At 56.9% G+C, this 24,720-nt stretch carries 37 protein-coding genes; 3 read left to right on the forward strand and 34 right to left on the reverse strand.

Annotated elements, in window-relative coordinates; translation table 11 throughout:
* Positions 1 to 120: 120 nt before the first annotated feature.
* Complete coding sequence (locus BSF40_RS15670) at positions 121 to 1,113, reverse strand: GlxA family transcriptional regulator (RefSeq protein WP_095965770.1); 993 nt, start codon at positions 1,111 to 1,113, stop codon at positions 121 to 123.
* Between the two features lie 101 nt (positions 1,114 to 1,214).
* Here BSF40_RS15670 and BSF40_RS15675 point away from each other — a divergent pair, with 101 nt between their 5' ends.
* Positions 1,215 to 1,775 (forward strand): cysteine hydrolase family protein, encoded by a 561-nt coding sequence (locus BSF40_RS15675; protein ID WP_095965771.1) that lies wholly within the window; start codon positions 1,215 to 1,217, stop codon positions 1,773 to 1,775.
* Between the two features lie 221 nt (positions 1,776 to 1,996).
* Positions 1,997 to 2,497, forward strand: coding sequence for a YkgB family protein (locus BSF40_RS15680; RefSeq protein ID WP_095965772.1), 501 nt, complete (start codon positions 1,997 to 1,999; stop codon positions 2,495 to 2,497).
* A gap of 30 nt (positions 2,498 to 2,527) precedes the next feature.
* On the opposite strand, the gene BSF40_RS15685 is transcribed toward BSF40_RS15680, so the two are convergent.
* The 3 genes from BSF40_RS15685 to BSF40_RS15695 all read right to left on the reverse strand — a co-directional run bounded on the left by BSF40_RS15685 (position 2,528) and on the right by BSF40_RS15695 (position 5,482).
* Positions 2,528 to 3,400 carry an AraC family transcriptional regulator gene (locus BSF40_RS15685; protein ID WP_095965773.1) on the reverse strand — a complete coding sequence of 291 codons (873 nt, stop codon included), beginning with the start codon at positions 3,398 to 3,400 and terminating at the stop codon, positions 2,528 to 2,530.
* A 162-nt stretch (positions 3,401 to 3,562) separates the two neighbouring features.
* Positions 3,563 to 4,075: a single-stranded DNA-binding protein gene (locus tag BSF40_RS15690; RefSeq protein WP_095965774.1), complete on the reverse strand. Its 513-nt coding sequence runs from the start codon at positions 4,073 to 4,075 to the stop codon at positions 3,563 to 3,565.
* 9 nt (positions 4,076 to 4,084) lie between these two features.
* Positions 4,085 to 5,482 carry an MFS transporter gene (locus BSF40_RS15695; protein ID WP_095965775.1) on the reverse strand — a complete coding sequence of 466 codons (1,398 nt, stop codon included), beginning with the start codon at positions 5,480 to 5,482 and terminating at the stop codon, positions 4,085 to 4,087.
* A gap of 191 nt (positions 5,483 to 5,673) precedes the next feature.
* On the opposite strand from BSF40_RS15695, the gene uvrA reads away from it, so the two are divergent.
* A complete protein-coding gene (gene uvrA / locus BSF40_RS15700; protein ID WP_095965776.1) occupies positions 5,674 to 8,508 on the forward strand; it encodes an excinuclease ABC subunit UvrA in 2,835 nt (944 codons plus the stop codon).
* 64 nt (positions 8,509 to 8,572) lie between these two features.
* Here the strand turns inward: uvrA and bfr are convergent, their stop codons facing one another.
* The 30 genes from bfr to rpsJ all read right to left on the reverse strand — a co-directional run bounded on the left by bfr (position 8,573) and on the right by rpsJ (position 24,578).
* Positions 8,573 to 9,037 carry a bacterioferritin gene (gene bfr / locus BSF40_RS15705; protein ID WP_007970123.1) on the reverse strand — a complete coding sequence of 155 codons (465 nt, stop codon included), beginning with the start codon at positions 9,035 to 9,037 and terminating at the stop codon, positions 8,573 to 8,575.
* 148 nt (positions 9,038 to 9,185) lie between these two features.
* Positions 9,186 to 10,640, reverse strand: a complete 1,455-nt coding sequence (locus BSF40_RS15710; RefSeq protein ID WP_095965777.1) for a catalase — start codon at positions 10,638 to 10,640, stop codon at positions 9,186 to 9,188.
* A gap of 237 nt (positions 10,641 to 10,877) precedes the next feature.
* A complete protein-coding gene (gene rplQ / locus BSF40_RS15715; protein WP_007970429.1) occupies positions 10,878 to 11,264 on the reverse strand; it encodes a 50S ribosomal protein L17 in 387 nt (128 codons plus the stop codon).
* A gap of 42 nt (positions 11,265 to 11,306) precedes the next feature.
* A complete protein-coding gene (rpoA, locus tag BSF40_RS15720; protein WP_007970428.1) occupies positions 11,307 to 12,308 on the reverse strand; it encodes a DNA-directed RNA polymerase subunit alpha in 1,002 nt (333 codons plus the stop codon).
* 22 nt (positions 12,309 to 12,330) lie between these two features.
* A complete protein-coding gene (rpsD, locus tag BSF40_RS15725; protein ID WP_003176404.1) occupies positions 12,331 to 12,951 on the reverse strand; it encodes a 30S ribosomal protein S4 in 621 nt (206 codons plus the stop codon).
* An 18-nt stretch (positions 12,952 to 12,969) separates the two neighbouring features.
* A complete protein-coding gene (gene rpsK / locus BSF40_RS15730; protein ID WP_002555466.1) occupies positions 12,970 to 13,359 on the reverse strand; it encodes a 30S ribosomal protein S11 in 390 nt (129 codons plus the stop codon).
* 30 nt (positions 13,360 to 13,389) lie between these two features.
* On the reverse strand, positions 13,390 to 13,746 hold the full coding sequence (rpsM, locus tag BSF40_RS15735; protein ID WP_009045849.1) for a 30S ribosomal protein S13: 357 nt from the start codon (positions 13,744 to 13,746) through the stop codon (positions 13,390 to 13,392).
* Between the two features lie 130 nt (positions 13,747 to 13,876).
* Entirely contained in the window at positions 13,877 to 13,993 is a 117-nt protein-coding gene (gene rpmJ / locus BSF40_RS15740) for a 50S ribosomal protein L36 (protein ID WP_002555468.1), read from the reverse strand.
* A 24-nt stretch (positions 13,994 to 14,017) separates the two neighbouring features.
* The gene (gene secY, locus BSF40_RS15745; RefSeq protein ID WP_015097035.1) at positions 14,018 to 15,346 is read right to left on the reverse strand and encodes a preprotein translocase subunit SecY; all 1,329 of its coding nucleotides are present in this window, start codon (positions 15,344 to 15,346) and stop codon (positions 14,018 to 14,020) included.
* The gene (gene rplO, locus BSF40_RS15750) at positions 15,347 to 15,784 is read right to left on the reverse strand and encodes a 50S ribosomal protein L15 (protein ID WP_003228720.1); all 438 of its coding nucleotides are present in this window, start codon (positions 15,782 to 15,784) and stop codon (positions 15,347 to 15,349) included.
* A 3-nt stretch (positions 15,785 to 15,787) separates the two neighbouring features.
* Positions 15,788 to 15,964 carry a 50S ribosomal protein L30 gene (gene rpmD / locus BSF40_RS15755; protein ID WP_003176408.1) on the reverse strand — a complete coding sequence of 59 codons (177 nt, stop codon included), beginning with the start codon at positions 15,962 to 15,964 and terminating at the stop codon, positions 15,788 to 15,790.
* 2 nt (positions 15,965 to 15,966) lie between these two features.
* Positions 15,967 to 16,467, reverse strand: coding sequence for a 30S ribosomal protein S5 (rpsE, locus tag BSF40_RS15760; RefSeq protein ID WP_003186035.1), 501 nt, complete (start codon positions 16,465 to 16,467; stop codon positions 15,967 to 15,969).
* A 3-nt stretch (positions 16,468 to 16,470) separates the two neighbouring features.
* Positions 16,471 to 16,821 carry a 50S ribosomal protein L18 gene (rplR, locus tag BSF40_RS15765; RefSeq protein ID WP_003186037.1) on the reverse strand — a complete coding sequence of 117 codons (351 nt, stop codon included), beginning with the start codon at positions 16,819 to 16,821 and terminating at the stop codon, positions 16,471 to 16,473.
* 10 nt (positions 16,822 to 16,831) lie between these two features.
* Positions 16,832 to 17,365 (reverse strand): 50S ribosomal protein L6, encoded by a 534-nt coding sequence (gene rplF, locus BSF40_RS15770; protein WP_003176412.1) that lies wholly within the window; start codon positions 17,363 to 17,365, stop codon positions 16,832 to 16,834.
* Between the two features lie 12 nt (positions 17,366 to 17,377).
* On the reverse strand, positions 17,378 to 17,770 hold the full coding sequence (gene rpsH / locus BSF40_RS15775; RefSeq protein WP_003186040.1) for a 30S ribosomal protein S8: 393 nt from the start codon (positions 17,768 to 17,770) through the stop codon (positions 17,378 to 17,380).
* Between the two features lie 209 nt (positions 17,771 to 17,979).
* Positions 17,980 to 18,285: a 30S ribosomal protein S14 gene (gene rpsN, locus BSF40_RS15780; protein WP_003176414.1), complete on the reverse strand. Its 306-nt coding sequence runs from the start codon at positions 18,283 to 18,285 to the stop codon at positions 17,980 to 17,982.
* 13 nt (positions 18,286 to 18,298) lie between these two features.
* On the reverse strand, positions 18,299 to 18,838 hold the full coding sequence (gene rplE, locus BSF40_RS15785; RefSeq protein WP_003210069.1) for a 50S ribosomal protein L5: 540 nt from the start codon (positions 18,836 to 18,838) through the stop codon (positions 18,299 to 18,301).
* A 22-nt stretch (positions 18,839 to 18,860) separates the two neighbouring features.
* Positions 18,861 to 19,175 (reverse strand): 50S ribosomal protein L24, encoded by a 315-nt coding sequence (rplX, locus tag BSF40_RS15790; protein WP_095059509.1) that lies wholly within the window; start codon positions 19,173 to 19,175, stop codon positions 18,861 to 18,863.
* 11 nt (positions 19,176 to 19,186) lie between these two features.
* Positions 19,187 to 19,555, reverse strand: coding sequence for a 50S ribosomal protein L14 (rplN, locus tag BSF40_RS15795; RefSeq protein ID WP_002555479.1), 369 nt, complete (start codon positions 19,553 to 19,555; stop codon positions 19,187 to 19,189).
* A gap of 23 nt (positions 19,556 to 19,578) precedes the next feature.
* Positions 19,579 to 19,845 (reverse strand): 30S ribosomal protein S17, encoded by a 267-nt coding sequence (gene rpsQ / locus BSF40_RS15800; protein WP_003176419.1) that lies wholly within the window; start codon positions 19,843 to 19,845, stop codon positions 19,579 to 19,581.
* A gap of 2 nt (positions 19,846 to 19,847) precedes the next feature.
* Complete coding sequence (gene rpmC / locus BSF40_RS15805; RefSeq protein ID WP_002555481.1) at positions 19,848 to 20,039, reverse strand: 50S ribosomal protein L29; 192 nt, start codon at positions 20,037 to 20,039, stop codon at positions 19,848 to 19,850.
* The gene (rplP, locus tag BSF40_RS15810; protein WP_003228729.1) at positions 20,039 to 20,452 is read right to left on the reverse strand and encodes a 50S ribosomal protein L16; all 414 of its coding nucleotides are present in this window, start codon (positions 20,450 to 20,452) and stop codon (positions 20,039 to 20,041) included. Before rplP ends, rpmC begins: the two co-directional genes overlap by 1 nt.
* A gap of 12 nt (positions 20,453 to 20,464) precedes the next feature.
* Positions 20,465 to 21,151 carry a 30S ribosomal protein S3 gene (rpsC, locus tag BSF40_RS15815; RefSeq protein ID WP_007970424.1) on the reverse strand — a complete coding sequence of 229 codons (687 nt, stop codon included), beginning with the start codon at positions 21,149 to 21,151 and terminating at the stop codon, positions 20,465 to 20,467.
* Positions 21,152 to 21,164: 13 nt separating this feature from the next.
* Positions 21,165 to 21,497 carry a 50S ribosomal protein L22 gene (rplV, locus tag BSF40_RS15820; RefSeq protein ID WP_003103908.1) on the reverse strand — a complete coding sequence of 111 codons (333 nt, stop codon included), beginning with the start codon at positions 21,495 to 21,497 and terminating at the stop codon, positions 21,165 to 21,167.
* 11 nt (positions 21,498 to 21,508) lie between these two features.
* Positions 21,509 to 21,784, reverse strand: a complete 276-nt coding sequence (gene rpsS, locus BSF40_RS15825) for a 30S ribosomal protein S19 (RefSeq protein WP_002555486.1) — start codon at positions 21,782 to 21,784, stop codon at positions 21,509 to 21,511.
* Positions 21,785 to 21,800: 16 nt separating this feature from the next.
* Entirely contained in the window at positions 21,801 to 22,625 is an 825-nt protein-coding gene (gene rplB, locus BSF40_RS15830; RefSeq protein WP_003228734.1) for a 50S ribosomal protein L2, read from the reverse strand.
* 14 nt (positions 22,626 to 22,639) lie between these two features.
* Complete coding sequence (gene rplW / locus BSF40_RS15835) at positions 22,640 to 22,939, reverse strand: 50S ribosomal protein L23 (protein ID WP_002555488.1); 300 nt, start codon at positions 22,937 to 22,939, stop codon at positions 22,640 to 22,642.
* On the reverse strand, positions 22,936 to 23,538 hold the full coding sequence (gene rplD / locus BSF40_RS15840; RefSeq protein ID WP_003228735.1) for a 50S ribosomal protein L4: 603 nt from the start codon (positions 23,536 to 23,538) through the stop codon (positions 22,936 to 22,938). Before rplD ends, rplW begins: the two co-directional genes overlap by 4 nt.
* Before the next feature lie 12 nt (positions 23,539 to 23,550).
* The gene (gene rplC, locus BSF40_RS15845; protein WP_003186059.1) at positions 23,551 to 24,186 is read right to left on the reverse strand and encodes a 50S ribosomal protein L3; all 636 of its coding nucleotides are present in this window, start codon (positions 24,184 to 24,186) and stop codon (positions 23,551 to 23,553) included.
* 80 nt (positions 24,187 to 24,266) lie between these two features.
* Entirely contained in the window at positions 24,267 to 24,578 is a 312-nt protein-coding gene (gene rpsJ / locus BSF40_RS15850) for a 30S ribosomal protein S10 (RefSeq protein WP_003186070.1), read from the reverse strand.
* Positions 24,579 to 24,720: the final 142 nt, after the last annotated feature.

Consider the following 24,720-nt stretch of genomic DNA (forward strand, 5'->3'; position numbering starts at 1 on the left):
CAAACCCCATGTGGGAGCGGGCTTGCTCGCGAATGCGGACTTTCAGTCAACATTTGCGGTGAATGACACTCTGCCTTCGCGAGCAAGCCCGCTCCCACAAGGGGCTTTGTGGTGATGGGCCTATCGTACTGCGGCCCCCGGTGTCACCCCAAACCGCGCCCGATAATCACTCGGCGCCAACCCGGTGATTTTCTTGAAGGTCGCGCGAAACGCGCCGGGGTCCTGATAACCCACGGTCCAGGCGATATGATCGATGGTGCCGTTGGTGAATTCGAGCATTTCCCGGGCCTTGCCGACTCGCAGATGCTGACAGTATTCGGTAGGTTTGAGCCCGGTGGCCGCGCGGAAGCGTCGCAGGAAGGTGCGCTCCTCCAGCCCTGCCTTTTCGGCCATCGCCGCCAGCGACACATCGGTCGCCCCGGTGCTTTGCAGCCAGTGTTGCACCTTGAGAATCGCCGCATCGCCATGACTGAGGATCGGTGCAAAATTGCTGCCGCACTCGCTGGCGCTATCGCTGTGTTCCACCACCAGAAAACGCGCGGTACTGGTGGCAATGCTCGGTCCCAGCAGCCGGTTGACCAGGCGCAAACCCAGTTCAGACCACGCCATCAGTCCGGCGGTGGTGATCAGGTCGCCATCATCGACAATCGGCGTATCGGCCTTGAGCCGTATCGCCGGATAACGTTCGGCGAATGCTTTGGCCGAAGTCCAGTGGGTGGTGGCGCTGCGGCCGTCGAGCAGACCGCTTTCAGCCAACAGGATCGAGCCCACGCAAACCCCGCCCAGTGTCGCGCCGCCGGCATGTTGCTCGCGCAACCAGCGGATCAAGCCCTGTGGCGCCTGGCCCTCGGAAAAGCCGGCAATCGATGGCGGGATCAACACGGCCACCAGGGCACGCTCCGGGCCGGGATGGCTGTCGAAGACCCGGGCCGGCGGCTGATCACCCTCGACCTGCCAATGGCTGACCCGCAGCAGGGGCAACTGCGCAGCCTGATGCTCGGCGGCGATCCGGTTCGCCACCCCGAACAAGTCCGTCAAGCCATGCACCGCCGCCATCTGCGCGCCGGGATAGATCAGCACACCGAGCTCGGCGATTGCCCTTTCTGCATCCATTGTCAGTTTTCCCCCTCTTATTGTCGGTGCGGCCAATCCCCGGACCGCCTGCCAGCGCCAATACTTCATTCCACACCCAAACACACTTCGAGGAAACAGTCATGGCCAAGCAAGCGCTCATCGTAGTCGATATCCAGAACGACTACTTCCCCCAAGGCAAGTGGCCACTGGTCGGCGCCGATGCCGCCGCCGACAACGCCGTCCGCCTGATCAAGGCCTTCCGTGATGCCGGTGATCCGGTGGTGCATATCCGCCACGAATTCACCTCCGCAGAGGCGCCGTTCTTCACCCCGAACTCCGAAGGCGCGAAGCTGCACCCCAAAGTGATCAACCGTGCAGACGAACCGGTGGTGCTCAAGCACTTCGTCAACTCGTTCCGCGAAACCGAGTTGAAATCGATCCTCGACGAGCAAGGCATCAAGGAACTGGTGGTCGTGGGCAGCATGAGCCACATGTGTGTCGACGGCATCACCCGTGCGGCGGCGGACTTCGGCTACACGGTGACCGTGATCCACGACGCCTGCGCCACCCGTGACCTGGAGTTCAATGGCGTGACGGTGCCGGCGGCCCAGGTTCATGCGGCGTTCATGGCGTCCCTGGCATTTGCGTATGCCAGCGTGGTGTCGGCCGACGAATTCCTGATAGGAAGCCAGAACGTGTAACCCTCATTCAGGACGAGACAGCAAAAATGAAAAAACCCATGGCCTCACATGCCATGGGCTTTTTATTTCCAGTGAGTCTGGACGATCTGCATCGAACGCAATACCGCCAGAATCCTGGAAAGTCATGCCAAAGCCAACAATCACTCCACTCCCTACGCATACGCGGGGGATGTTGCTTTCACCCATGCCACTTTCTGGATAACTCACTGGAAGCCTGAACAATGAACAGCATGAATATCAGCACTGACAGCTTGTCGAAAAAAACATCCCTCGGACTCACCACCATGGCGATCGGGACCTACGGCATTTACTTTGCCCTTGCCGTTATCTACTTCTGGTTCGGCGGAATGAAATTTACTCACTATGAAGCAGAGGGACTGGTGCCTCTGGTGAGCAACAGCCCTTTCCTGGGTTGGGTCTATGACCTTATCAGTGTCGATCTGTTTTCCAGTTTGCTCGGTGTCCTGGAGATTTCCATCGGTGTACTGATTGCAGGCCGCCTGCTGTCACCAAAGCTTTCCTTGATCGGAGGCGCCTTGTCTGCCGGGTTATTTTTCACCACCTTGAGCTTTATGTTCTCGACGCCCGGAGTGATTGAGCCAGGCCTTGGTTTCCCGGCCATTACGGTCGCGCCAGGCCAGTTCCTGCTCAAGGACATCGGCTTGCTTGCCGCCTCCCTGTTCGTGGCGGGCCATTCGCTGACCAGACTGGAAATTCCTTGAGCTGACAACCTCATCCGCCGATGGCCTGAATCAGCTCAATGCATTCAGGTCATCGTCATCCTCAGCCAGTGCGCCGCCCTCAGCCGCCAGGGACTTCATCCAGTCCCGTGGACTGCAGCCGGTCTTGCGGCGAAACGCACGGGCAAGCGCCGACGGACTTTCATAGCCCACCTCATCGGCGATCAGCGTAATCGGCCGCCCCTCCCGCAGGCGCTTCTGCGCCAGGCTGATACGCCAGCTCAACAGATAATCCAGCGGTGTTTGCCCCAGAACCGCGCGAAAATGCACAGCAAAAGCGGCGCGGGACATGTTCGATTCATTCGCCAACTCGGCCACTGACCAGGCCCGCTGAGGTTGGTTGTGCATCTGAATCAACGAGCGCGACAGCCGCACGTCGGCCAACCCGGCCATCATTCCAGTGCTCAACTGCTGGTGGTCAAGCAAATGCCGGAGCAGCAGGATGATCAACAGTTCGAACAAACGATCAAGCACCGCCTCCCTGCCACAATGCCCGGCGCCAGCTTCACCGAACAGCCATCTCAGGGTGTCGGCCAGCAACGGCAGCTCATCCAGAGGCAATATCAGAAGATCGGGGAGCGAAGCAGATATCGGATTACTGGCGCCGCCATCGAACAGCATCGACGCGCATAACAGCTGAGCACCTTCAGTGTCACTGGCGATGAGCTGATGTCGGTTGGGGCGCGGCAGGAAAATCAGGCTGGGGCGAGTGAGCAACAACTCACTCCTCCCCAGGCCTTTCAACGTGACAGAGCCGGCCTGCAACAGGTGAATATGGCCGCGCTGGTCGGCGCCATCGTAGGACGCCACGCCGCAAAGCTTGCCGCTGTAAAACAGGTGCGCGCGCACTCCGAACTGTGACAACAACGTAGACAGGCGATCCATAGGGCAACTCTGCACAGGGTCTGGACCCATAGCAGAGTATCACTGCGCGCTGACGGCTGGACGGTCCTCGATCCCGGCGAGGAAGCCTTGGTAAAAATGCAAAAAAGCCCGGCATCCATAAGGAGGCCGGGCTTTGTCAGGTTCTATTCTTCGGTGAAAGAATCAGAACGGGATATCGTCATCAAAGCTGTCGAAATCCGGAGCCGGTTGCGGTGCGGCCTGTTGAGGGGCCGGACGCTGTGGCTGCTGTTGCGGAGCAGGACGTTGAGCCTGCTGGCGCGGCGCGGATTGCTGGTAGTTGCCACCGCCCTGGCCCTGCTGGTCGCCCTGTGGACGGCCACCCAGCAGTTGCATGGTGCCTTGCATGTCGACCACGATTTCGGTGGTGTAACGCTTGATACCGTCTTTTTCCCACTCGCGGGTCTGCAGCTTGCCTTCGATGTAAACCTGCGAACCTTTACGCAGGTATTCGCCGGCGATTTCTGCCACTTTGCCGAACATCGATACACGGTGCCATTCGGTCTTTTCGACTTTCTGGCCGGTTTGCTTGTCGGTCCACTGTTCGCTGGTCGCCAGACTCAGGTTGGTCACGGCGTTACCGTTAGGCAAGTAGCGAACTTCGGGATCCTGGCCGCAAGTGCCGACCAATATGACTTTGTTAACCCCACGGGCCATAACGTTCTCCTAGGCTACGCACGCTGCCCCGGCCGGGTTGTTCACCAGGCGCTCAAGGGTGGTGCGATCCAATAGTTCGGTGTCCAGTTTGATGTAAATCGCCGCCTCTTCCGCGACGATGACTGCATCTGTTACCCCTACGACCGCCTTCAGGCGCTCGACCAGACCCGCTTCGCGGATCGCCTCGGGCGACAACGGCAAGCGCAGGCTTGTGACGTAGGGAGGTTCGCGCATGGTAACAGCAAAGGCCAGCCAGAGGGCAGCCAGACCGGCGCATCCGAGGAATACAACCGACAGACCGCCATGCTGGAACAGCCAGCCACCGAGGATTCCCCCCAGTGCCGAGCCGAGGAACTGGCTGGTGGAATAAACCCCCATCGCCGTGCCCTTGCCACCTGCCGGTGAAACCTTGCTGATCAGCGACGGCAATGAAGCCTCCAGCAGATTGAACGCGGTGAAGAACACCACCGTACCGATCACCAGAGACCGCAAGCTGTCACCGAACTGCCAGAAGAATAGCTCAGTGAACATCAACGTCACGACGGCGCCGAGTAAAACTCGTTTCATTTTGCGTTTCTTCTCGCCGTAGATAATGAACGGAATCATGGCGAAGAAAGAAATCAGCAGCGCGGTCAGGTACACCCACCAGTGCTGCTCTTTGGGCAACCCGGCTTTCTCGACCAGCGCCAGGGGCAAGGCGACGAAGCTGGACATCAACATCGCGTGCAAGACAAAAATGCCCAGGTCCAGGCGCAGCAGGTCCGGATGCTTGAGGGTCGGCATCAACGCCTGGCGCGCGACACCGGACTCACGGTGCTGCAACGGGCCGGTGGAGCGCGGCACCATGAACATCACGATCACGATGCCGAACAGCGCCATGCCGCCGGTGGCCAGGAACAACCCGGACAACCCGAAGGCGCGGGTCAGCAGCGGACCGACGACCATGGCCACCGCAAACGACAGGCCGATGGTCATGCCGATCATGGCCATGGCCTTGGTCCGGTGCTGCTCGCGGGTCAGGTCGGACAGCAAGGCCATGACCGCGGCGGAAATCGCCCCGGCACCCTGCAGGATTCGCCCGGCGATCACGCCCCAGATCGAATCGGCATTGGCGGCGAGCAGACTGCCGAGGGCAAAGACGATCAAGCCCAGGTAAATCACCGGGCGACGGCCGATGCGGTCGGAAATGAAACCGAACGGAATCTGGAAAACTGCCTGGGTCAGGCCATAAGCACCAATCGCCAGACCGATCAGGGCCGGCGTGGCTCCGGCCAGATCCATCCCATAGGTCGCCAGTACCGGCAACACCATGAACATGCCAAGCATACGGAAGGCGAACACCAGGGCCAGACCGCTTGCCGCGCGGGTCTCGCTACCACTCATGCGCTCGCTGTGGGGATCGTGCATGGAAAAACCTCATGTGAACCGGCGGCGATTCTACCAGTCCGATCGATTGGCGGGGTATATCGCGACGCTTTGACGCGCATTGCTGACACACTCTTCATGTAAGACAGTAGCCCTCTCGTTTGATAGTGTGCATCCATCCAGTATTTGCCCGTATACTCCTACGTTTTCGACGCCCGCCGAGCGAGGCCACCTTGGACAAGATCCTGATTCGTGGGGCTCGAACCCACAACCTGAAGAACATCGACCTGACCCTGCCACGGGACAAGCTGATCGTCATCACCGGCCTGTCCGGCTCCGGCAAGTCGTCCCTGGCTTTCGACACCTTGTACGCCGAAGGCCAGCGCCGCTACGTCGAATCGCTGTCGGCTTATGCCCGGCAGTTCCTGTCGATGATGGAAAAACCCGACGTCGACACCATCGAAGGCCTGTCGCCGGCGATCTCCATCGAACAGAAGTCCACCTCGCACAACCCGCGTTCGACGGTCGGCACCATTACCGAAATCTACGATTACCTGCGCCTGCTGTATGCCCGCGTGGGCATCCCCCGTTGCCCGGACCACGACATTCCGCTGGAAGCGCAGACCGTCAGCCAGATGGTCGACCTGGTCCTCGCCGAACCGGAGGGCAGCAAACTGATGCTGTTGGCCCCGGTCATCCGCGAGCGCAAAGGCGAGCACCTGTCGGTTTTCGAAGAACTGCGCGCACAGGGTTTTGTCCGCGCCCGAATCAACGGCAAGCTTTACGAGCTGGACGAAGCCCCCAAGCTCGACAAGCAGAAAAAACACACCATCGATGTCGTGGTCGACCGTTTCAAGGTTCGCGCCGACCTGCAACAACGCCTGGCCGAATCCTTTGAAACCGCGCTGAAACTGGCGGACGGCATCGCCCTGGTAGCGCCGATGGACAACGAACCGGGTGAAGAGATGATCTTCTCCGCACGCTTCGCCTGCCCGATCTGCGGCCACGCCATCAGCGAGCTTGAACCCAAGCTGTTCTCCTTCAACAACCCGGCCGGCGCCTGTCCGACCTGTGATGGTCTGGGGGTAAAGCAGTTCTTCGACATCAAGCGCCTGGTCAACGGCGAACTGACCCTGGCCGAAGGGGCGATTCGTGGCTGGGACCGGCGTAACGTCTATTACTTCCAGATGCTCGGCTCACTGGCCGCGCACTACAAGTTCAGCCTGGAAGTGCCGTTCAACGAACTGCCCGCCGACCAGCAGAAATTCATCCTGCATGGCAGCGGTTCGCAAAACGTCGATTTCAAATACCTGAACGACCGCGGCGACATCGTCAAACGCTCGCACCCGTTCGAAGGCATCGTGCCGAACCTGGAGCGCCGTTACCGCGAAACAGAATCGGCATCGGTGCGCGAGGAGCTGGCCAAATTCCTCAGCACCCAGTCGTGCCCGGATTGCCGTGGCACCCGTCTGCGGCGTGAAGCGCGGCACGTCTGGGTCGGCGAGAAAACCCTGCCGGCGGTGACCAACCTGCCGATCGGCGATGCGTCCGATTATTTTGGCGGGCTCAAGCTCACCGGTCGGCGTGGCGAAATTGCCGACAAGATCCTCAAGGAAATCCGCGAACGCCTGCAGTTTCTGGTCAACGTCGGCCTCGACTATCTGTCGCTGGACCGCAGTGCCGACACCTTGTCCGGTGGCGAGGCCCAGCGCATTCGCCTGGCCAGCCAGATTGGCGCCGGCCTGGTGGGTGTCCTGTACATCCTCGACGAACCCTCCATCGGCCTGCATCAGCGCGATAACGACAGGCTGCTGGGCACCCTCAAGCACCTGCGCGATATCGGCAACACGGTGATCGTGGTCGAGCACGACGAAGACGCGATCCGCCTGGCCGACTACGTGGTCGACATCGGCCCGGGCGCCGGCGTGCACGGCGGGCATATCGTCGCCGAAGGCACACCGGCCGAGGTCATGGCGCACCCGGACTCGCTGACGGGCAAATACCTGTCGGGCCGGGTGAAGATCGAAGTCCCGGCCAAACGTACGCCGCGCAACAAGAAGCTGACGCTGTCGCTCAAGGGCGCGCGCGGCAACAACCTGCGCAATGTCGACCTGGAGATTCCGATCGGTTTGCTGACCTGTGTGACCGGCGTGTCCGGCTCGGGTAAATCGACGCTGATCAACAACACGCTGTTCCCGTTGAGCGCCACCGCGCTGAATGGCGCAACGACGCTTGAGGCGGCCGCCCACGACAGCATCAAGGGCCTGGAGCACCTGGACAAGGTCGTCGACATCGACCAGAGCCCGATCGGCCGCACACCGCGCTCCAACCCGGCGACCTATACCGGACTGTTCACGCCGATCCGCGAGTTGTTCGCCGGCGTGCCGGAGTCCCGCTCCCGGGGCTACGGCCCGGGGCGCTTCTCCTTCAACGTCAAGGGCGGGCGTTGCGAAGCCTGCCAGGGCGACGGCCTGATCAAGGTCGAAATGCACTTCCTGCCGGACATCTACGTGCCGTGCGACGTGTGCAAGAGCAAGCGCTACAACCGTGAAACCCTGGAGATCAAGTACAAGGGCAAGAGCATCCACGAAACCCTCGAGATGACCATCGAGGAAGCGCGGGTGTTCTTCGATGCCGTACCGGCCCTGGCGCGCAAGCTGCAAACGTTGATGGATGTCGGCCTGTCGTACATCAAGCTGGGGCAATCGGCGACCACGCTCTCCGGAGGTGAAGCCCAGCGGGTGAAGCTGTCTCGCGAATTGTCCAAGCGTGATACCGGCAAGACCCTGTACATCCTCGATGAACCGACCACCGGGCTGCACTTCGCGGATATCCAGCAACTGCTGGACGTGCTGCATCGCCTGCGCGACCACGGCAACACCGTGGTGGTCATCGAGCACAACCTGGACGTGATCAAGACCGCCGACTGGCTGGTGGACCTCGGTCCGGAAGGTGGTTCCAAAGGCGGTCAGATCATCGCCGTCGGTACACCGGAGGAAGTGTCAGAGATGAAGCAATCTCATACCGGCTATTACCTCAAGCCGCTGCTGGAGCGGGACCGGGCTTAACCGGGCGCCATGAAAAAGCCCCTGTCACTTCATCGGTGGCAGGGGCTTTTTTGTATTCGCTGAATCAGGCGTGGGATTGCAGGTAGTTCTCAAGCCCGATCAACTTGATCAGACCCAGCTGCTTTTCGAGCCAGTAAGTGTGATCTTCTTCGGTGTCATGCAATTGAACCCGCAGCATTTCGCGGCTGACGTAGTCCTTGTGCTGCTCGCAGAGCTTGATGCCTTTGCACAGCGCAGCCCGCACCTTGTATTCCAGGCGCAAATCCGCCTCGAGCATCTCGGTCACCGTGGTGCCGACATCGAGATCGTCCGGACGCATGCGCGGAGTACCTTCGAGCATCAGGATCCGGCGCATCAAGGCATCAGCGTGCCCTGCTTCCTCTTCCATCTCGTGGTTGATTCGTTCGTAGAGCTTGGTGAAACCCCAGTCCTCATACATCCGCGAATGGACGAAATATTGATCACGCGCGGCCAGTTCGCCGGTCAGCAACGTGTTGAGGTAATCGATCACATCTGGGTGGCCTTGCATCGCCCTACATCTCCCTGCTTGAAAGTTGTAGTTTGAACCAACATGCCCTTATCGTCACTCGCAAGACGCAATAAAAGCGAAGATATTCTGAGAAAACCAGCTGAAATAACGCAAAAACCGCCCAAACAAGGGCGGTTCTGCTTCTCATTTAGACTTCGTTAAGCTGTACGTTGAGCAGCTTTGCGATTGCTTCTCCATACGCCGGGTCAGCTTTGTAGAAATGTTGCAGCTGGCGATCAACCACATCACTCGTCACCCCCGCCATCGCACCGGCGATGTTGCTGACCAGCAGTGATTTCTGCTCTTCAGACATCAAGCGGAACAACGCGCCGGCGTGACTGTAGTAATCAGTGTCTTCGCGGTGGTCGTAACGATCGGCGGCACCACTGAGGGCCAATGCCGGCTCTGCAAAACGAGGTGCCTGCTTCGGCGATTCCACGTAGCTGTTTGGCTCGTAGTTCGGCGCCGCACCGCCATTGCTGCCAAAGGCCATCGATCCATCGCGCTGATAAGTGTTGACCGGACTGCGCGGAGCGTTGACTGGCAACTGTTGGTGATTGGTGCCGACACGGTAGCGGTGAGCATCCGCGTAGGCAAAGACCCGACCTTGCAGCATACGATCCGGCGACAAACCAACGCCTGGAACCATGTTGCTGGGACCGAACGCCGCCTGCTCGACTTCCGCGAAGTAGTTCTGCGGATTGCGATTGAGCTCCAACTCTCCGACTTCAATCAGTGGAAACTCTTTTTGCGACCAGGTTTTGGTGACATCAAACGGGTTCTCGTAGTGCGCTGCCGCCTGAGACTCGCTCATGATCTGAATGCACACGCGCCATTTCGGGAAATCACCCTGCTCGATGGCATTGAACAAGTCGCGCTGGGCGTAATCCGGATCTGTACCAGCCAGGCGCGCAGCCTCAGCGGGAGCAAGGTTCTTGATCCCTTGTTTGGTCTTGTAGTGCCACTTCACCCAGTGGCGCTCGCCTTTAGCGCTGATGAGGCTGTACGTGTGGCTGCCAAAGCCGTGCATGTGGCGATATCCGTCAGGGATACCGCGGTCGGAAAACAGGATGGTGACCTGGTGCAACGCTTCGGGCGAATGCGACCAGAAGTCCCACATCGCCTGGGCACTTTTCAGGTTGCTTTGCGGCAAACGCTTCTGGGTGTGGATAAAGTCTGGAAACTTCAATGGGTCACGAATGAAGAACACTGGCGTGTTATTGCCAACAATGTCCCAGTTGCCTTCCTCGGTGTAGAACTTCAAGGCAAACCCGCGTGGATCGCGCTCGGTATCGGCCGAACCGCGCTCACCACCCACGGTGGAAAACCGCAGGAAAGTCGGGGTCTGCTTGCCGACCGCCTCAAACAGTTTCGCACTGGTGTATTGAGTGATATCACGCGTCACTGTGAACGTACCGTAGGCACCCGAGCCTTTGGCGTGCACACGGCGCTCGGGGATGTTTTCACGGTTGAAATGGGCAAGCTTCTCGATCAGATGAAAGTCGTCGAGCAGCAGCGGGCCACGAGGGCCAGCAGAACGGGAATTCTGGTTATCGGCAACAGGAGCGCCACTGGCGGTGGTAAGCGTTTTGTTTTGGCTCATGCGATCTTCCTTCCTTTGTCGGTCTTGAACTGCCGGCTATCGGCTGAGAAGGAGTATTGATCATCAATATGACAGCTACAAATTCATTAACTTGCAGACATCGATAGATAAAAACTAATTATCATCCCCATCACATCATGACGATGTGGACGAAGAAGACGCTTGTACAAACGGCGCGTTTCTTACAGGCACAAAAAACCGGGCACTAGGCCCGGTTCCTTGTTTCAGACTGACGTCTTACTCGGCGGATACAGCTTCGCCAGCAGTAGCACGATCAACCAACTCGACGTACGCCATAGGCGCGTTGTCGCCAGCGCGGAAACCGCACTTGAGGATGCGCAGGTAGCCACCCTCACGGGTAGCGTAACGCTTGCCCAGGTCGTTGAAGAGCTTACCAACGATAGCTTTCGAACGAGTACGGTCGAAAGCCAGACGACGGTTAGCAACGCTGTCTGTCTTGGCCAGAGTGATCAGCGGCTCGGCAACGCGGCGCAGTTCTTTGGCTTTTGGCAGAGTCGTTTTGATCAGCTCGTGCTCGAACAGCGACACCGCCATGTTTTGGAACATGGCCTTGCGGTGCGAGCTGGTGCGGCTCAGGTGACGACCACTTTTACGATGACGCATGGTTCATTCCTTACCAAACACTACGTTCGGTGATTACGACGATCAGGCAGTCGCCTTGTCGTCCTTCTTAAGACTTGCAGGCGGCCAGTTGTCGAGGCGCATGCCGAGGGACAGACCGCGGGAGGCCAGAACGTCCTTGATTTCAGTCAAGGATTTCTTGCCCAGGTTCGGAGTCTTCAACAGTTCCACTTCGGTACGCTGAATCAGGTCACCGATGTAGTAAATGTTTTCCGCCTTAAGGCAGTTAGCCGAACGTACAGTCAGTTCCAGATCGTCAACCGGGCGAAGCAGGATCGGATCGATCTCGTCTTCCTGCTCGACAACCACTGGCTCACTGTCACCCTTGAGGTCGACGAACGCAGCCAACTGCTGTTGCAGGATGGTTGCAGCGCGGCGAATAGCCTCTTCAGGATCCAGAGTACCGTTGGTTTCCAGATCAATAACCAGCTTGTCCAGGTTAGTACGCTGCTCGACACGGGCGTTTTCCACCACGTATGCGATACGGCGAACCGGGCTGAACGAAGAGTCAAGCTGCAAGCGACCGATGCTGCGGCTTTCGTCTTCATCGCTCTGACGCGAGTCTGCCGGTTCATAACCACGACCACGAGCTACTACGAGCTTCATGTTCAGGGCGCCGTTAGACGCCAGGTTAGCGATTACGTGATCGGGATTAACGATCTCGACATCATGATCCAGCTGAATATCGGCAGCGGTAACCACCCCCGAACCCTTCTTCGACAAGGTCAGCGTAACTTCGTCACGACCGTGCAGCTTGATAGCCAGACCTTTAAGGTTCAACAGGATTTCAATGACGTCTTCCTGTACACCTTCGATGGCGCTGTACTCGTGGAGCACACCGTCAATCTCGGCCTCGACTACTGCACAGCCGGGCATTGAGGACAACAGGATGCGGCGCAGCGCGTTGCCCAGGGTATGGCCAAAACCACGCTCGAGAGGCTCGAGAGTGATCTTGGCGCGGGTTGGACTGACAACCTGCACATCAATGTGGCGGGGTGTCAGGAACTCATTTACCGAAATCTGCATGGATGCACCTATTTTCTAGCCCTTACTTGGAGTAGAGCTCGACAATCAGGCTTTCGTTGATGTCGGCGGACAGATCACTGCGAGCTGGAACGTTCTTGAAAACGCCCGACTTCTTCTCAGTGTCTACTTCTACCCATTCTACGCGGCCACGTTGGGCACACAGATCGAGAGCTTGGACAATGCGAAGTTGATTTTTTGCTTTCTCGCGAACAGCAACCACGTCACCAGCACGAACCTGGTAGGACGGTACGTTAACGGTCTGACCGTTTACGCTGATCGACTTGTGCGATACCAGCTGACGGGATTCGGCGCGAGTCGAACCAAAGCCCATACGGTATACAACGTTGTCCAGACGGCATTCGAGCAGTTGCAGCAGGTTCTCACCGGTTGCACCTTTCTTGCCAGCAGCTTCTTTGTAGTAGCCGCTGAATTGACGCTCGAGAACGCCGTAGATACGACGGACCTTCTGCTTTTCACGCAGTTGGGTGCCGTAGTCGGACTGGCGACCGCGGCGTTGGCCGTGGATACCAGGTGCTGCTTCAATGTTGCACTTCGATTCGATCGCGCGCACGCCGCTCTTCAGGAAGAGATCGGTGCCTTCGCGACGAGCGAGTTTGCATTTTGGACCAATGTAACGAGCCATTCTTTACAATCTCCTGGATTACACGCGGCGCTTCTTCGGCGGACGGCACCCGTTGTGCGGGATTGGCGTCACGTCGGTGATGCTGGCGATCTTGTAGCCACAGCCGTTCAAAGCGCGGACTGCGGATTCACGACCTGGACCTGGACCTTTGACGTTGACGTCGAGGTTTTTCAGGCCGTATTCCAGCGCAGCTTGACCAGCACGTTCAGCAGCTACCTGAGCAGCAAACGGGGTGGACTTGCGGGAACCGCGGAAACCCGAACCACCGGAGGTAGCCCAGGAAAGAGCGTTACCTTGACGGTCGGTGATGGTCACGATGGTGTTGTTAAAAGATGCATGGATGTGGGCGATGCCATCAACCACTGTCTTTTTAACTTTTTTACGAGGACGAGCAGCAGGTTTTGCCATGATTAAATTCCTGTCGATTCGCTGGGGCGATTACTTGCGGATCGGCTTACGCGGACCTTTACGGGTACGCGCGTTGGTCTTGGTACGCTGACCGCGCACTGGAAGACCGCGACGATGACGCAGACCGCGATAGCAACCGAGGTCCATCAAGCGCTTGATTTTCATGTTGATTTCGCGACGCAGGTCACCTTCAGTGGTGAACTTCGCCACTTCGCCACGCAGCTGTTCAATCTGCTCGTCGCTCAGATCTTTGATCTTTGCTGCTGGGTTTACCCCAGTCTCTGCACAAATTTTCTGTGCAGTAGTGCGACCAACACCATAGATGTAGGTCAGCGAGATAACAGTATGCTTGTTATCTGGAATGTTAACGCCTGCAATACGGGCCATTCAGTGGGACTCCAATTGACAGCTACCTACGCCCCGGAAGCCAAGAAATAGGGCGCGAGATAATATCGCTGTAATAACAAATAATCAACCCGGCAGCGCACTAGCTGCCGGGCTTGAAGCACAATCACACTCAGCCTTGGCGCTGTTTGTGACGCGGTTCCGCGCTGCAAATTACTCGAACAACACCTTCGCGGCGAATAATCTTGCAGTTACGGCACAGCTTTTTCACCGATGCACGAACTTTCATCACCAACTCCTCGAACCTTATGGGTCAGCGCAGCATGCCGCTGCCGTAACCCTTCAGGTTGGCTTTCTTCATCAGGGATTCGTACTGGTGCGAAACGAGGTGCGATTGTACTTGGGACATGAAGTCCATCACAACCACGACGACGATCAGCAACGAGGTCCCGCCAAGGTAGAACGGTACGTTCGCTGCAACCACCAGGAACTGGGGCAACAGGCAGACGGCCGTCATGTAAAGAGCACCGAACATGGTCAAGCGAGTCAGAACGCCATCAATGTAGCGCGCAGACTGCTCACCTGGACGGATACCCGGAATAAAGGCACCGGACTTCTTCAGGTTTTCCGCTACGTCTTTCGGATTGAACATCAACGCCGTATAGAAGAAGCAGAAGAAAATAATCCCTGCACTAAACAGCAGAATATTCAACGGCTGACCAGGAGCGATCGACTGCGAGATGTCCTGCAACCAGCCCATACCTTCAGACTGACCGAACCAGGCACCCAACGAAGCCGGGAACAGCAAAATGCTGCTCGCGAAAATAGCCGGAATAACACCGGCCATGTTCACCTTCAGCGGCAAGTGGCTGGTCTGCGCAGCGAAGACCTTGCGGCCCTGCTGACGCTTGGCGTAGTGAACAGCAATACGACGCTGACCACGCTCAATGAACACCACGAAACCGATAATCGCTACTGCCAGCAAACCGATGGCAACCAGGGCGAAGATGTTGATATCACCCTGACGTGCAGACTCGAAAGACTGCCCGATCGCTCTCGGAAGACCGGCGACGATACCTGCGAAGATCAACATCGAGATACCGTTGCCTACACCACGCTCAGTGATCTGCTCACCCAGCCACATCATGAACATCGCGCCCGCCACAAATGTGGTTACCGCAACGAAATGAAAGCTGAAGTCAGCAGTGAACGAAACGCCCTGCCCCGCCAGACCAATGGACATGCCAATGGCCTGGACGAGAGCGAGGACGACAGTGCCGTAGCGGGTGTACTGGCTTATCTTGCGACGGCCAGCTTCACCTTCCTTCTTCAACTGCTCCAGCTGCGGGCTGACGGCGGTCATCAGTTGCATGATGATCGATGCCGAGATGTACGGCATGATCCCCAGTGCAAAGATGCTCATCCGTTCCAGCGCGCCGCCGGAAAACATGTTGAACAAGCTAAGAATGGTCCCCTCATTCTGTCGAAACAGGTCCGCGAGTCGGTCCGGGTTGATACCTGGAACCGGGATGTGTGCGCCTATTCGGTAGACGATAATCGCCAGGAACAGAAAACGCAGACGAGCCCAGAGTTCAGACATACCGCCTTTGCCGAGCGCAGAGAGAGCACCTTGCTTAGCCATTTATTCCTCGAACTTGCCGCCAGCTGCTTCGATAGCCGCACGCGCACCTTTGGTGGCGCCGATTCCCTTGCCGATAGTGACAGCGCGAGTCACTTCACCGGACAGCATGATTTTCACACGCTGTACGTTGACGTTGATCACGTTGGCATCTTTCAGGGACTGCACGGTGACGATGTCGCCTTCCACTTTAGCCAGCTCGGACAGACGCACTTCTGCGCGATCCATGGCTTTCAGGGAAACGAAACCGAACTTCGGCAGGCGACGATGCAGCGGCTGTTGACCGCCTTCAAAGCCTGGAGCAATGGTGCCACCGGAGCGAGAGGTCTGACCTTTGTGACCACGGCCACCAGTCTTACCCAAACCACTACCGATACCACGGCCCGGACGATGCTTTTCGCGACGGGAACCCGGCGCTGGACTCAGATCATTGAGTTTCATCGATTAACCCTCGACACGCAGCATGTAGTAAGCCTTGTTGATCATCCCGCGATTCTCGGGAGTATCCTGGACTTCTACAGTGTGACCGATGCGACGCAGACCCAGACCCTTAACGCACAGTTTGTGGTTAGGGATGCGGCCGGTCATGCTTTTGATCAGCGTAACTTTAACGGTAGCCATGATCAGAAGATCTCCTTGACGCTTTTGCCACGCTTGGCGGCAATGGATTCAGGAGACTGCATTGCTTTCAAACCCTTGAAAGTGGCGTGAACCACGTTTACCGGGTTAGTCGAGCCGTAGCACTTGGCCAGAACGTTCTGAACGCCAGCAACTTCGAGGACAGCACGCATAGCGCCGCCAGCGATGATACCGGTACCTTCAGAAGCAGGCTGCATGTACACCTTCGAAGCGCCGTGAGCGGACTTCATTGCGTACTGCAGGGTGGTGCCGTTCAGATCAACCTGGATCATGTTGCGGCGAGCAGCTTCCATTGCCTTCTGGATCGCAGCAGGCACTTCACGCGACTTGCCACGGCCGAAGCCAACACGGCCCTTACCATCACCAACCACGGTCAACGCGGTGAAAGTGAAGATACGGCCGCCTTTAACGGTTTTGGCTACGCGGTTAACTTGAACCAGCTTCTCGATGTAGCCTTCGTCGCGCTTTTGGTCGTTATTTGACATAACTTAGAACTCCAGCCCAGCTTCACGAGCAGCATCAGCCAGCGCTTTAACGCGGCCGTGGTACTTGAAGCCAGAGCGGTCGAAAGCCACCTGCGAGACGCCAGCGGCCTTAGCACGCGTAGCGACCAGCTGGCCAACCTTAGTGGCCGCGTCGATGTTGCCGGTGGCACCATCACGCAGTTCTTTATCCAAAGTCGAGGCGCTTGCCAGGACTTTGTTGCCGTCGGCCGAAATGACCTGGGCGTAGATGTGCTGCGAAGAGCGGAACACGCAGAGACGCACGACTTCGAGTTCGTGCATTTTCAGGCGTGCTTTGCGAGCGCGACGCAGTCGAGTAACTTTTTTGTCGGTCATTTGCTATGCCCTACTTCTTCTTGGCTTCTTTACGACGGACGACTTCGTCCGCGTAGCGCACACCTTTGCCTTTGTACGGCTCTGGTGGACGGAAGTCGCGGATCTCGGCGGCCACTTGACCTACCAGCTGCTTGTCGATGCCCTTGATCAGGATATCGGTCTGGCTAGGAGTCTCAGCGGTGATGCCTTCCGGCAGTTCGTAATCCACTGGGTGCGAGAAGCCAAGAGCCAGGTTCAGCACTGTGCCTTTTGCTTGCGCTTTGTAACCAACACCGACCAGCTGGAGCTTGCGCTCGAAGCCTTGGCTTACGCCTTGGACCATGTTGTTTACCAACGCACGAGTGGTACCAGCCATTGCGCGAGTCTGTTGATCGCCATTGCGAGCAGCGAAACGCAGCTCACCAGCTTCTTCAACGATCTCAACGGACGAATGGATGTTCAGTTCGAGAGTGCCCTTGGCACCCTTCACCGAAAGCTGTTGGCCTGCGAATTTTACTTCGACACCGGCTGGCAGCTTAACGGGGTTCTTAGCGACGCGAGACATGCTTATCCCCCCTTAGAACACAGTGCAAAGAACTTCGCCGCCGACACCGGCAGCGCGCGCAGCACGATCAGTCATCACACCCTTGTTGGTGGAGACGATAGACACACCGAGACCGCCACGAACTTTCGGCAGATCATCGACGGACTTGTACTGACGCAGGCCTGGACGGCTAACGCGCTTCACTTCTTCGATAACCGGACGGCCTTCGAAGTACTTCAGCTCGATGGACAGCAGTGGTTTGATTTCGCTGCTGATCTGATAACCCGCAATGTAACCTTCGTCCTTCAGGACTTTGGCAACAGCTACCTTCAACGTGGAAGATGGCATGCTTACGACGGACTTTTCAGCCATCTGGGCATTACGGATACGAGTTAGCATGTCCGCTAACGGGTCCTGCATACTCATGGGCTAGACGCTCCTAATACAAAAAAATTAGCCTTGCGGCTATTACGTGTCGCCGAGAATCTCCGGGCATGAAAAACACGGGCTCAGGCGAGCCGGGTATTCTAGACACACCCCAGAAATGAATCAAGCCCCAAAAGGGGCTTGATCCAGATTCAAGGCCACCGGTGGTCAGGATCTTGCGATCCTGGACACCGAGACTTTGACAGTACTTACCAGCTGGCTTTAACCAGACCCGGTACGTCACCACGCATGGCAGCTTCACGCAGCTTGTTACGGCCGAGGCCGAACTTGCGGTAAACGCCGTGTGGACGACCGGTCAGGCGGCAGCGGTTACGCATGCGCGAAGCGCTTGCGTCACGTGGCTGCTTCTGCAGGGCTACTGTAGCTTCCCAACGCGCTTCTGGACTTGCGTTCAGATCAACGATGATAGCTTTCAGTGCTGCACGCTTCTTGGCGTACTTGGCAACCGTGAGCTGACGCTTCAGCTCGCGGTTTTTCATGCTCATCTTGGCCATGGTCCTACTCCAATCAGTTGCGGAACGGGAATTTGAACGCACGCAGCAGAGCGCGGCCTTCATCATCGTTCTTGGCAGTGGTGGTCAGGGTGATGTCCAGACCGCGGAGAGCATCGATCTTGTCGTAGTCGATTTCCGGGAAGATGATCTGCTCTTTCACGCCCATGCTGTAGTTGCCACGACCATCGAAGGACTTGGCATTCAGGCCGCGGAAGTCGCGAACCCGAGGCAGGGAGATCGACAGCAGACGATCCAGGAACTCGTACATACGCTCACGGCGCAGGGTCACTTTGACGCCGATCGGCCAACCTTCACGGACTTTAAAGCCAGCGATGGATTTGCGAGCGTAGGTCACAACGACTTTCTGGCCGGTGATCTTTTCCAGGTCAGCAACAGCGTGCTCGATGACTTTTTTGTCGCCGATCGCTTCGCCCAGACCCATGTTCAGGGTGATTTTGGTAACGCGCGGAACTTCCATCACGTTCGAAAGCTTAAGTTCTTCCTTAAGTTTCGGAGCAATTTCCTTCCGGTAAATCTCTTTTAGTCGTGCCATGGTCTCATCTACCTAGCAGTGTTCAAGCATCAACCGCTTTTTGGGTCGACTTGAAGACACGAATTTTCTTGCCGTCTTCTACTTTGAAACCAACGCGGTCAGCCTTGTTGGTTTCGCTGTTGAAAATGGCGACGTTAGAAGCATCCAGTGGAGCTTCTTTTTCGACGATACCGCCCTGCACGCCCGACATCGGGTTAGGCTTGGTATGACGCTTGACCAGGTTCAGACCACCAATAACCAGACGGTTGTTAGCGAGAACCTTAAGCACCTTACCGCGCTTACCTTTGTCTTTACCGGCGATCACGATGATCTCGTCGTCACGACGAATCTTTTGCATGTCGGATCTCCTTACAGCACTTCTGGGGCGAGCGAGACGATCTTCATGAACTTCTCAGTACGAAGTTCACGGGTCACTGGCCCAAAGATACGGGTGCCGATCGGCTCTTGCTTGTTGTTCAACAGAACAGCAGCGTTGCCATCAAAGCGGATAATGGAGCCATCAGCACGACGTACGCCGTGACGAGTGCGGACTACAACAGCAGTCATCACTTGGCCTTTTTTCACCTTACCGCGAGGAATTGCTTCCTTGACGGTAACTTTGATGATGTCACCGATACCAGCGTAACGACGATGGGAGCCACCCAGCACCTTGATGCACATAACGCGGCGAGCGCCGCTGTTATCGGCCACATCGAGCATGGATTGAGTCTGAATCATATAATTTCTCCGACCCCTAGTCCTTAGACTTCCACAGCGCGTTCGAGAACATCAACCAGCGCCCAAGACTTGGTCTTGGCCAAAGGACGAGTTTCACGAATAGTGACTTTGTCGCCGATGTGGCACTGATTGGTTTCGTCGTGCGCGTGCAGCTTAGTCGAACGCTTAACGTATTTACCGTAGATCGGGTGCTTAACGCGACGCTCGATCAGAACGGTGATGGTTTTGTCCATCTTGTCGCTGACAACACGGCCAGTCAGCGTACGGACAGTTTTTTCGGCTTCAGCCATGATTACTTACCTGCCTGCTGGTTGAGCACAGTCTTCACGCGAGCGATGTCACGCTTAACTTGCGAGAGCAGATGAGACTGCCCCAACTGGCCAGTTGCTTTCTGCATACGCAGATTGAACTGGTCGCGCAGCAGGCCGAGCAGTTGCTCGTTCAGCTGCTGTGCGGATTTTTCACGAAGTTCATTCGCTTTCATCACATCACCGTCCGTTTAACAAAGGAGGTGGCGAGCGGCAGCTTTGCAGCAGCCAGGGCGAAAGCCTCACGCGCCAGCTCTTCAGAAACACCCTCGATTTCATACAGGACTTTGCCTGGCTGAATCTGGGCAACCCAGTATTCCACGTTACCCTTACCTTTACCCATCCGAACCTCGAGAGGCTTTTTGGAGATCGGCTTGTCCGGGAATACACGGATCCAGATCTTGCCACCACGTTTTACGTGACGGGTCAGTGCACGACGCGCTGACTCGATCTGACGAGCGGTGAGACGACCACGAGCAACAGACTTCAGCGCGAACTCGCCGAAGCTGACTTTGCTACCGCGCAATGCCAGGCCACGGTTGTGACCAGTCATTTGCTTGCGGAACTTCGTACGCTTTGGTTGCAACATTTGGCGTACCCCTTACTTAGCAGCTTTTTTACGAGGCGCTGGTGCTTGTGGTTTCAGTTCTTCTTGGCGACCACCAATTACTTCGCCTTTGAAGATCCAAACCTTTACACCGATCACACCGTAAGTGGTGTGAGCTTCGTAGTTGGCATAGTCGATGTCGGCACGCAGGGTGTGCAATGGCACACGACCTTCGCGATACCATTCAGTACGTGCGATTTCAGCACCGCCGAGACGACCGCTCACTTGGATTTTGATGCCTTTGGCACCAATGCGCATGGCGTTCTGTACGGCGCGCTTCATAGCACGACGGAACATTACGCGACGCTCCAGCTGCTGAGCTACGCTCTGCGCAACCAGCATACCGTCGAGCTCCGGCTTGCGGATCTCTTCGATATTGATGTGCACAGGCACACCCATTTGCTTGGTCAGGTCCTGACGCAGTTTCTCAACATCTTCACCTTTCTTCCCGATAACGATACCTGGACGAGCGGTGTGGATGGTGATGCGTGCAGTTTGGGCCGGACGATGGATATCTATACGGCTTACGGACGCGCTTTTTAGTTTGTCTTGGAGGTACTCACGCACATTCAGATCTGCGAGCAAATAGTCCGCATAAGTCCGACCGTCTGCGTACCAGACGGAGGTGTGCTCCTTGACGATTCCCAGGCGAATGCCAATGGGATGTACTTTCTGACCCATCTCTTCGACTCCGTTACTTGTCAGCAACCTTGACAGTGATATGGCAAGACCGCTTGACGATGCGATCAGCACGGCCTTTGGCACGTGGCATGATGCGCTTCAGCGAACGCCCTTCGTTGACGAAAACGGTGCTGACCTTCAGGTCATCAACGTCTGCGCCTTCGTTATGCTCGGCGTTGGCTACGGCCGACTCCAGCACTTTCTTCATGATCTCGGCGGCTTTCTTACTGCTGAAAGCCAACAGGTTGAGCGCTTCGCCCACCTTCTTCCCGCGGATCTGGTCGGCGACCAAGCGGGCTTTCTGGGCGGAGATTCGAGCGCCCGACAACTTAGCGGCTACTTCCATTTCCTAACCCCTTAACGCTTGGCTTTCTTGTCTGCCACGTGCCCGCGATAAGTGCGGGTACCGGCGAACTCGCCCAGTTTGTGGCCGACCATGTCTTCGTTCACGAGAACTGGGACGTGCTGACGACCGTTGTGTACTGCGATGGTCAGACCGACCATTTGTGGCAGGATCATCGAACGACGCGACCAGGTTTTCACCGGTTTGCGATCGTTCTTTTCCGCCGCCACCTCGATCTTCTTCAGTAGGTGAAGATCGATAAAAGGACCTTTTTTCAGAGAACGTGGCACTGTCGTATCCCTCTATTTACTTGCGACGACGGACGATCATTTTGTCGGTACGCTTATTACCACGAGTCTTCGCGCCCTTAGTCGGGAAGCCCCATGGCGATACCGGATGACGACCACCAGAGGTACGACCTTCACCACCACCATGTGGGTGGTCAACCGGGTTCATGGCAACACCACGAACGGTTGGGCGAACGCCACGCCAGCGTTTGGCACCGGCTTTACCCAGCGAACGCAGGCTGTGCTCGGAGTTCGAGACTTCGCCCAGGGTCGCACGGCATTCAGCCAGGACTTTACGCATTTCACCGGAACGCAGACGCAGGGTAACGTACACGCCTTCACGAGCGATCAGCTGAGCCGAAGCACCAGCGGAACGAGCGATCTGTGCGCCTTTACCTGGCTTCAGTTCGATGCCGTGTACGGTAGAACCGACTGGAATGTTGCGCAGTTGCAGAGCGTTGCCTGGCTTGATTGGAGCCAGAGCGCCTGCGATCAGCTGGTCGCCAGCACTCACGCCTTTAGGGGCGATGATGTAGCGGCGCTCGCCGTCTGCGTAGCAGAGCAGTGCGATGTGAGCAGTACGGTTTGGATCGTATTCGATACGCTCGACAGTGGCGACGATGCCATCTTTGTCGTTGCGACGGAAATCGACCATACGGTAATGCTGCTTATGACCACCACCGATGTGACGAGTGGTAATACGGCCATTGTTGTTACGACCACCAGTCTTCGATTTCTTCTCGAGCAGCGGTGCGTGAGGAGCGCCTTTATGCAGCTCCTGGTTGACCACCTTGACCACAAAACGGCGGCCAGGGGAAGTCGGTTTGCATTTAACGATTGCCATGATGCACCCCTTCCTTACTCAGCACTGCTGCTGAAATCGAGATCTTGGCCTGGCTGAAGGGAGATAACTGCCTTCTTCCAGTCATTACGCTTGCCCAGACCGCGAGCAGTGCGCTTGCTCTTACCCAGAACATTCAGGGTAGTTACACGCTCTACTTTCACGCTGAACAGGCTTTCGACGGCCTTCTTGATTTCCAGCTTGGTTGCGTCAGTAGCAACCTTGAAAACGAACTGGCCTTTCTTGTCTGCCAGAACCGTAGCCTTCTCGGAAACGTGCGGGCCAAGCAGAACTTTAAATACGCGTTCCTGGTTCATCCCAGCAGCTCCTCGAATTTCTTCACGGCCGACACGGTGATCAACACCTTGTCGTATGCGATCAGACTAACTGGATCGGAACCTTGCACGTCACGTACATCTACGTGTGGCAGGTTACGAGCAGCCAGGTACAGGTTCTGATCAACAGCGTCCGACACGATCAGAACGTCGGTCAGGCTCATGTTGTTCAGCTTGCCCAGCAGGTCTTTGGTTTTCGGCGTTTCAACGGCGAAATCCTGAACCACGACCAGACGATCAGTACGCACCAGCTCAGCAAGGATGGAACGCATTGCTGCGCGATACATCTTCTTGTTCAGCTTCTGGGAGTGATCCTGAGGACGAGCTGCGAAAGTGGTACCGCCGCCACGCCAGATTGGGCTACGGATAGTACCGGCACGAGCACGGCCAGTACCTTTCTGACGCCATGGGCGCTTGCCGCCACCACGAACGTCGGAACGGGTCTTTTGCTGCTTGGAACCCTGACGGCCGCCGGCCATGTAGGCCACGACTGCTTGGTGAACCAGCGTCTCGTTGAATTCGCCGCCAAATGTCAGTTCGGAAACTTCGATCGCTTGAGCGTCATTTACATTTAATTGCATGTCAGCTTCCCCTTAACCGCGAGCCTTGGCTGCTGGACGTACAACCAAGTTGCCGCCAGTAGCGCCAGGAACAGCGCCCTTGACCAACAACAGATTGCGTTCAGCGTCCACGCGCACTACTTCGAGGGACTGCACGGTCACGCGCTCAGCGCCCATATGACCGGACATTTTTTTGCCCTTGAATACACGACCAGGAGTCTGGCACTGGCCGATAGAGCCTGGAACGCGGTGGGATACGGAGTTACCGTGGGTGTTATCTTGCCCGCGGAAATTCCAACGCTTGATCGTACCCTGGAAGCCTTTACCCTTGGACTGACCGGTTACATCAACCAGTTGACCAGCGGCGAAGATTTCAGCGTTGATCAGATCGCCGGCCTGGTACTCGCCTTCTTCAAGGCGGAATTCCATTACGGTACGACCAGCGGCAACGTTCGCTTTAGCGAAGTGGCCAGCCTGAGCTGCTGTTACACGCGAAGCACGACGCTCGCCGACAGTGACTTGCACTGCACGATAGCCATCGGTCTCTTCAGTTTTGAACTGGGTGACGCGATTCGGCTCGATCTCAATGACCGTGACCGGAATGGAGACACCTTCTTCGGTGAAAATACGGGTCATACCGCATTTACGACCGACTACACCAATAGTCATGTTGTAAACCTCATGAGTGTACGGGGCTTTCACCCGCTATGGCCGCCCATTTCAGAGCGTTACACGACTAAGACCGAGTCTTAGCCGAGGCTGATCTGCACTTCCACACCGGCCGCAAGATCAAGCTTCATAAGAGCATCAACGGTTTTATCCGTTGGCTGGACGATGTCCAGAACGCGCTTATGAGTACGGATCTCGTACTGGTCACGCGCGTCTTTGTTGACGTGCGGGGAGACCAGAACGGTGAACCGCTCTTTACGGGTAGGCAGTGGAATTGGACCACGCACTTGAGCACCAGTACGTTTCGCGGTTTCCACGATTTCCTGGGTTGATTGGTCGATCAGGCGATGGTCGAAAGCCTTCAACCTGATACGGATTTGCTGATTTTGCATTGGATTTCAGACTCCGGCTGCTATTCCCACCGAGCGCAATACGCCCGTTAAAAGGAGGCGCAATTCTATAGACGCCCCAGATAGGTGTCAACCCAATAAAAAAGCCCCCGCTGAGCGGGGGCTTTTCAAAGCATCGAAGCTA

Source organism: Pseudomonas sp. ACN5 (genome assembly GCF_002303975.1).
In the GTDB taxonomy this organism is placed as follows: Bacteria; Pseudomonadota; Gammaproteobacteria; order Pseudomonadales; family Pseudomonadaceae; genus Aquipseudomonas; species Aquipseudomonas laurylsulfatiphila.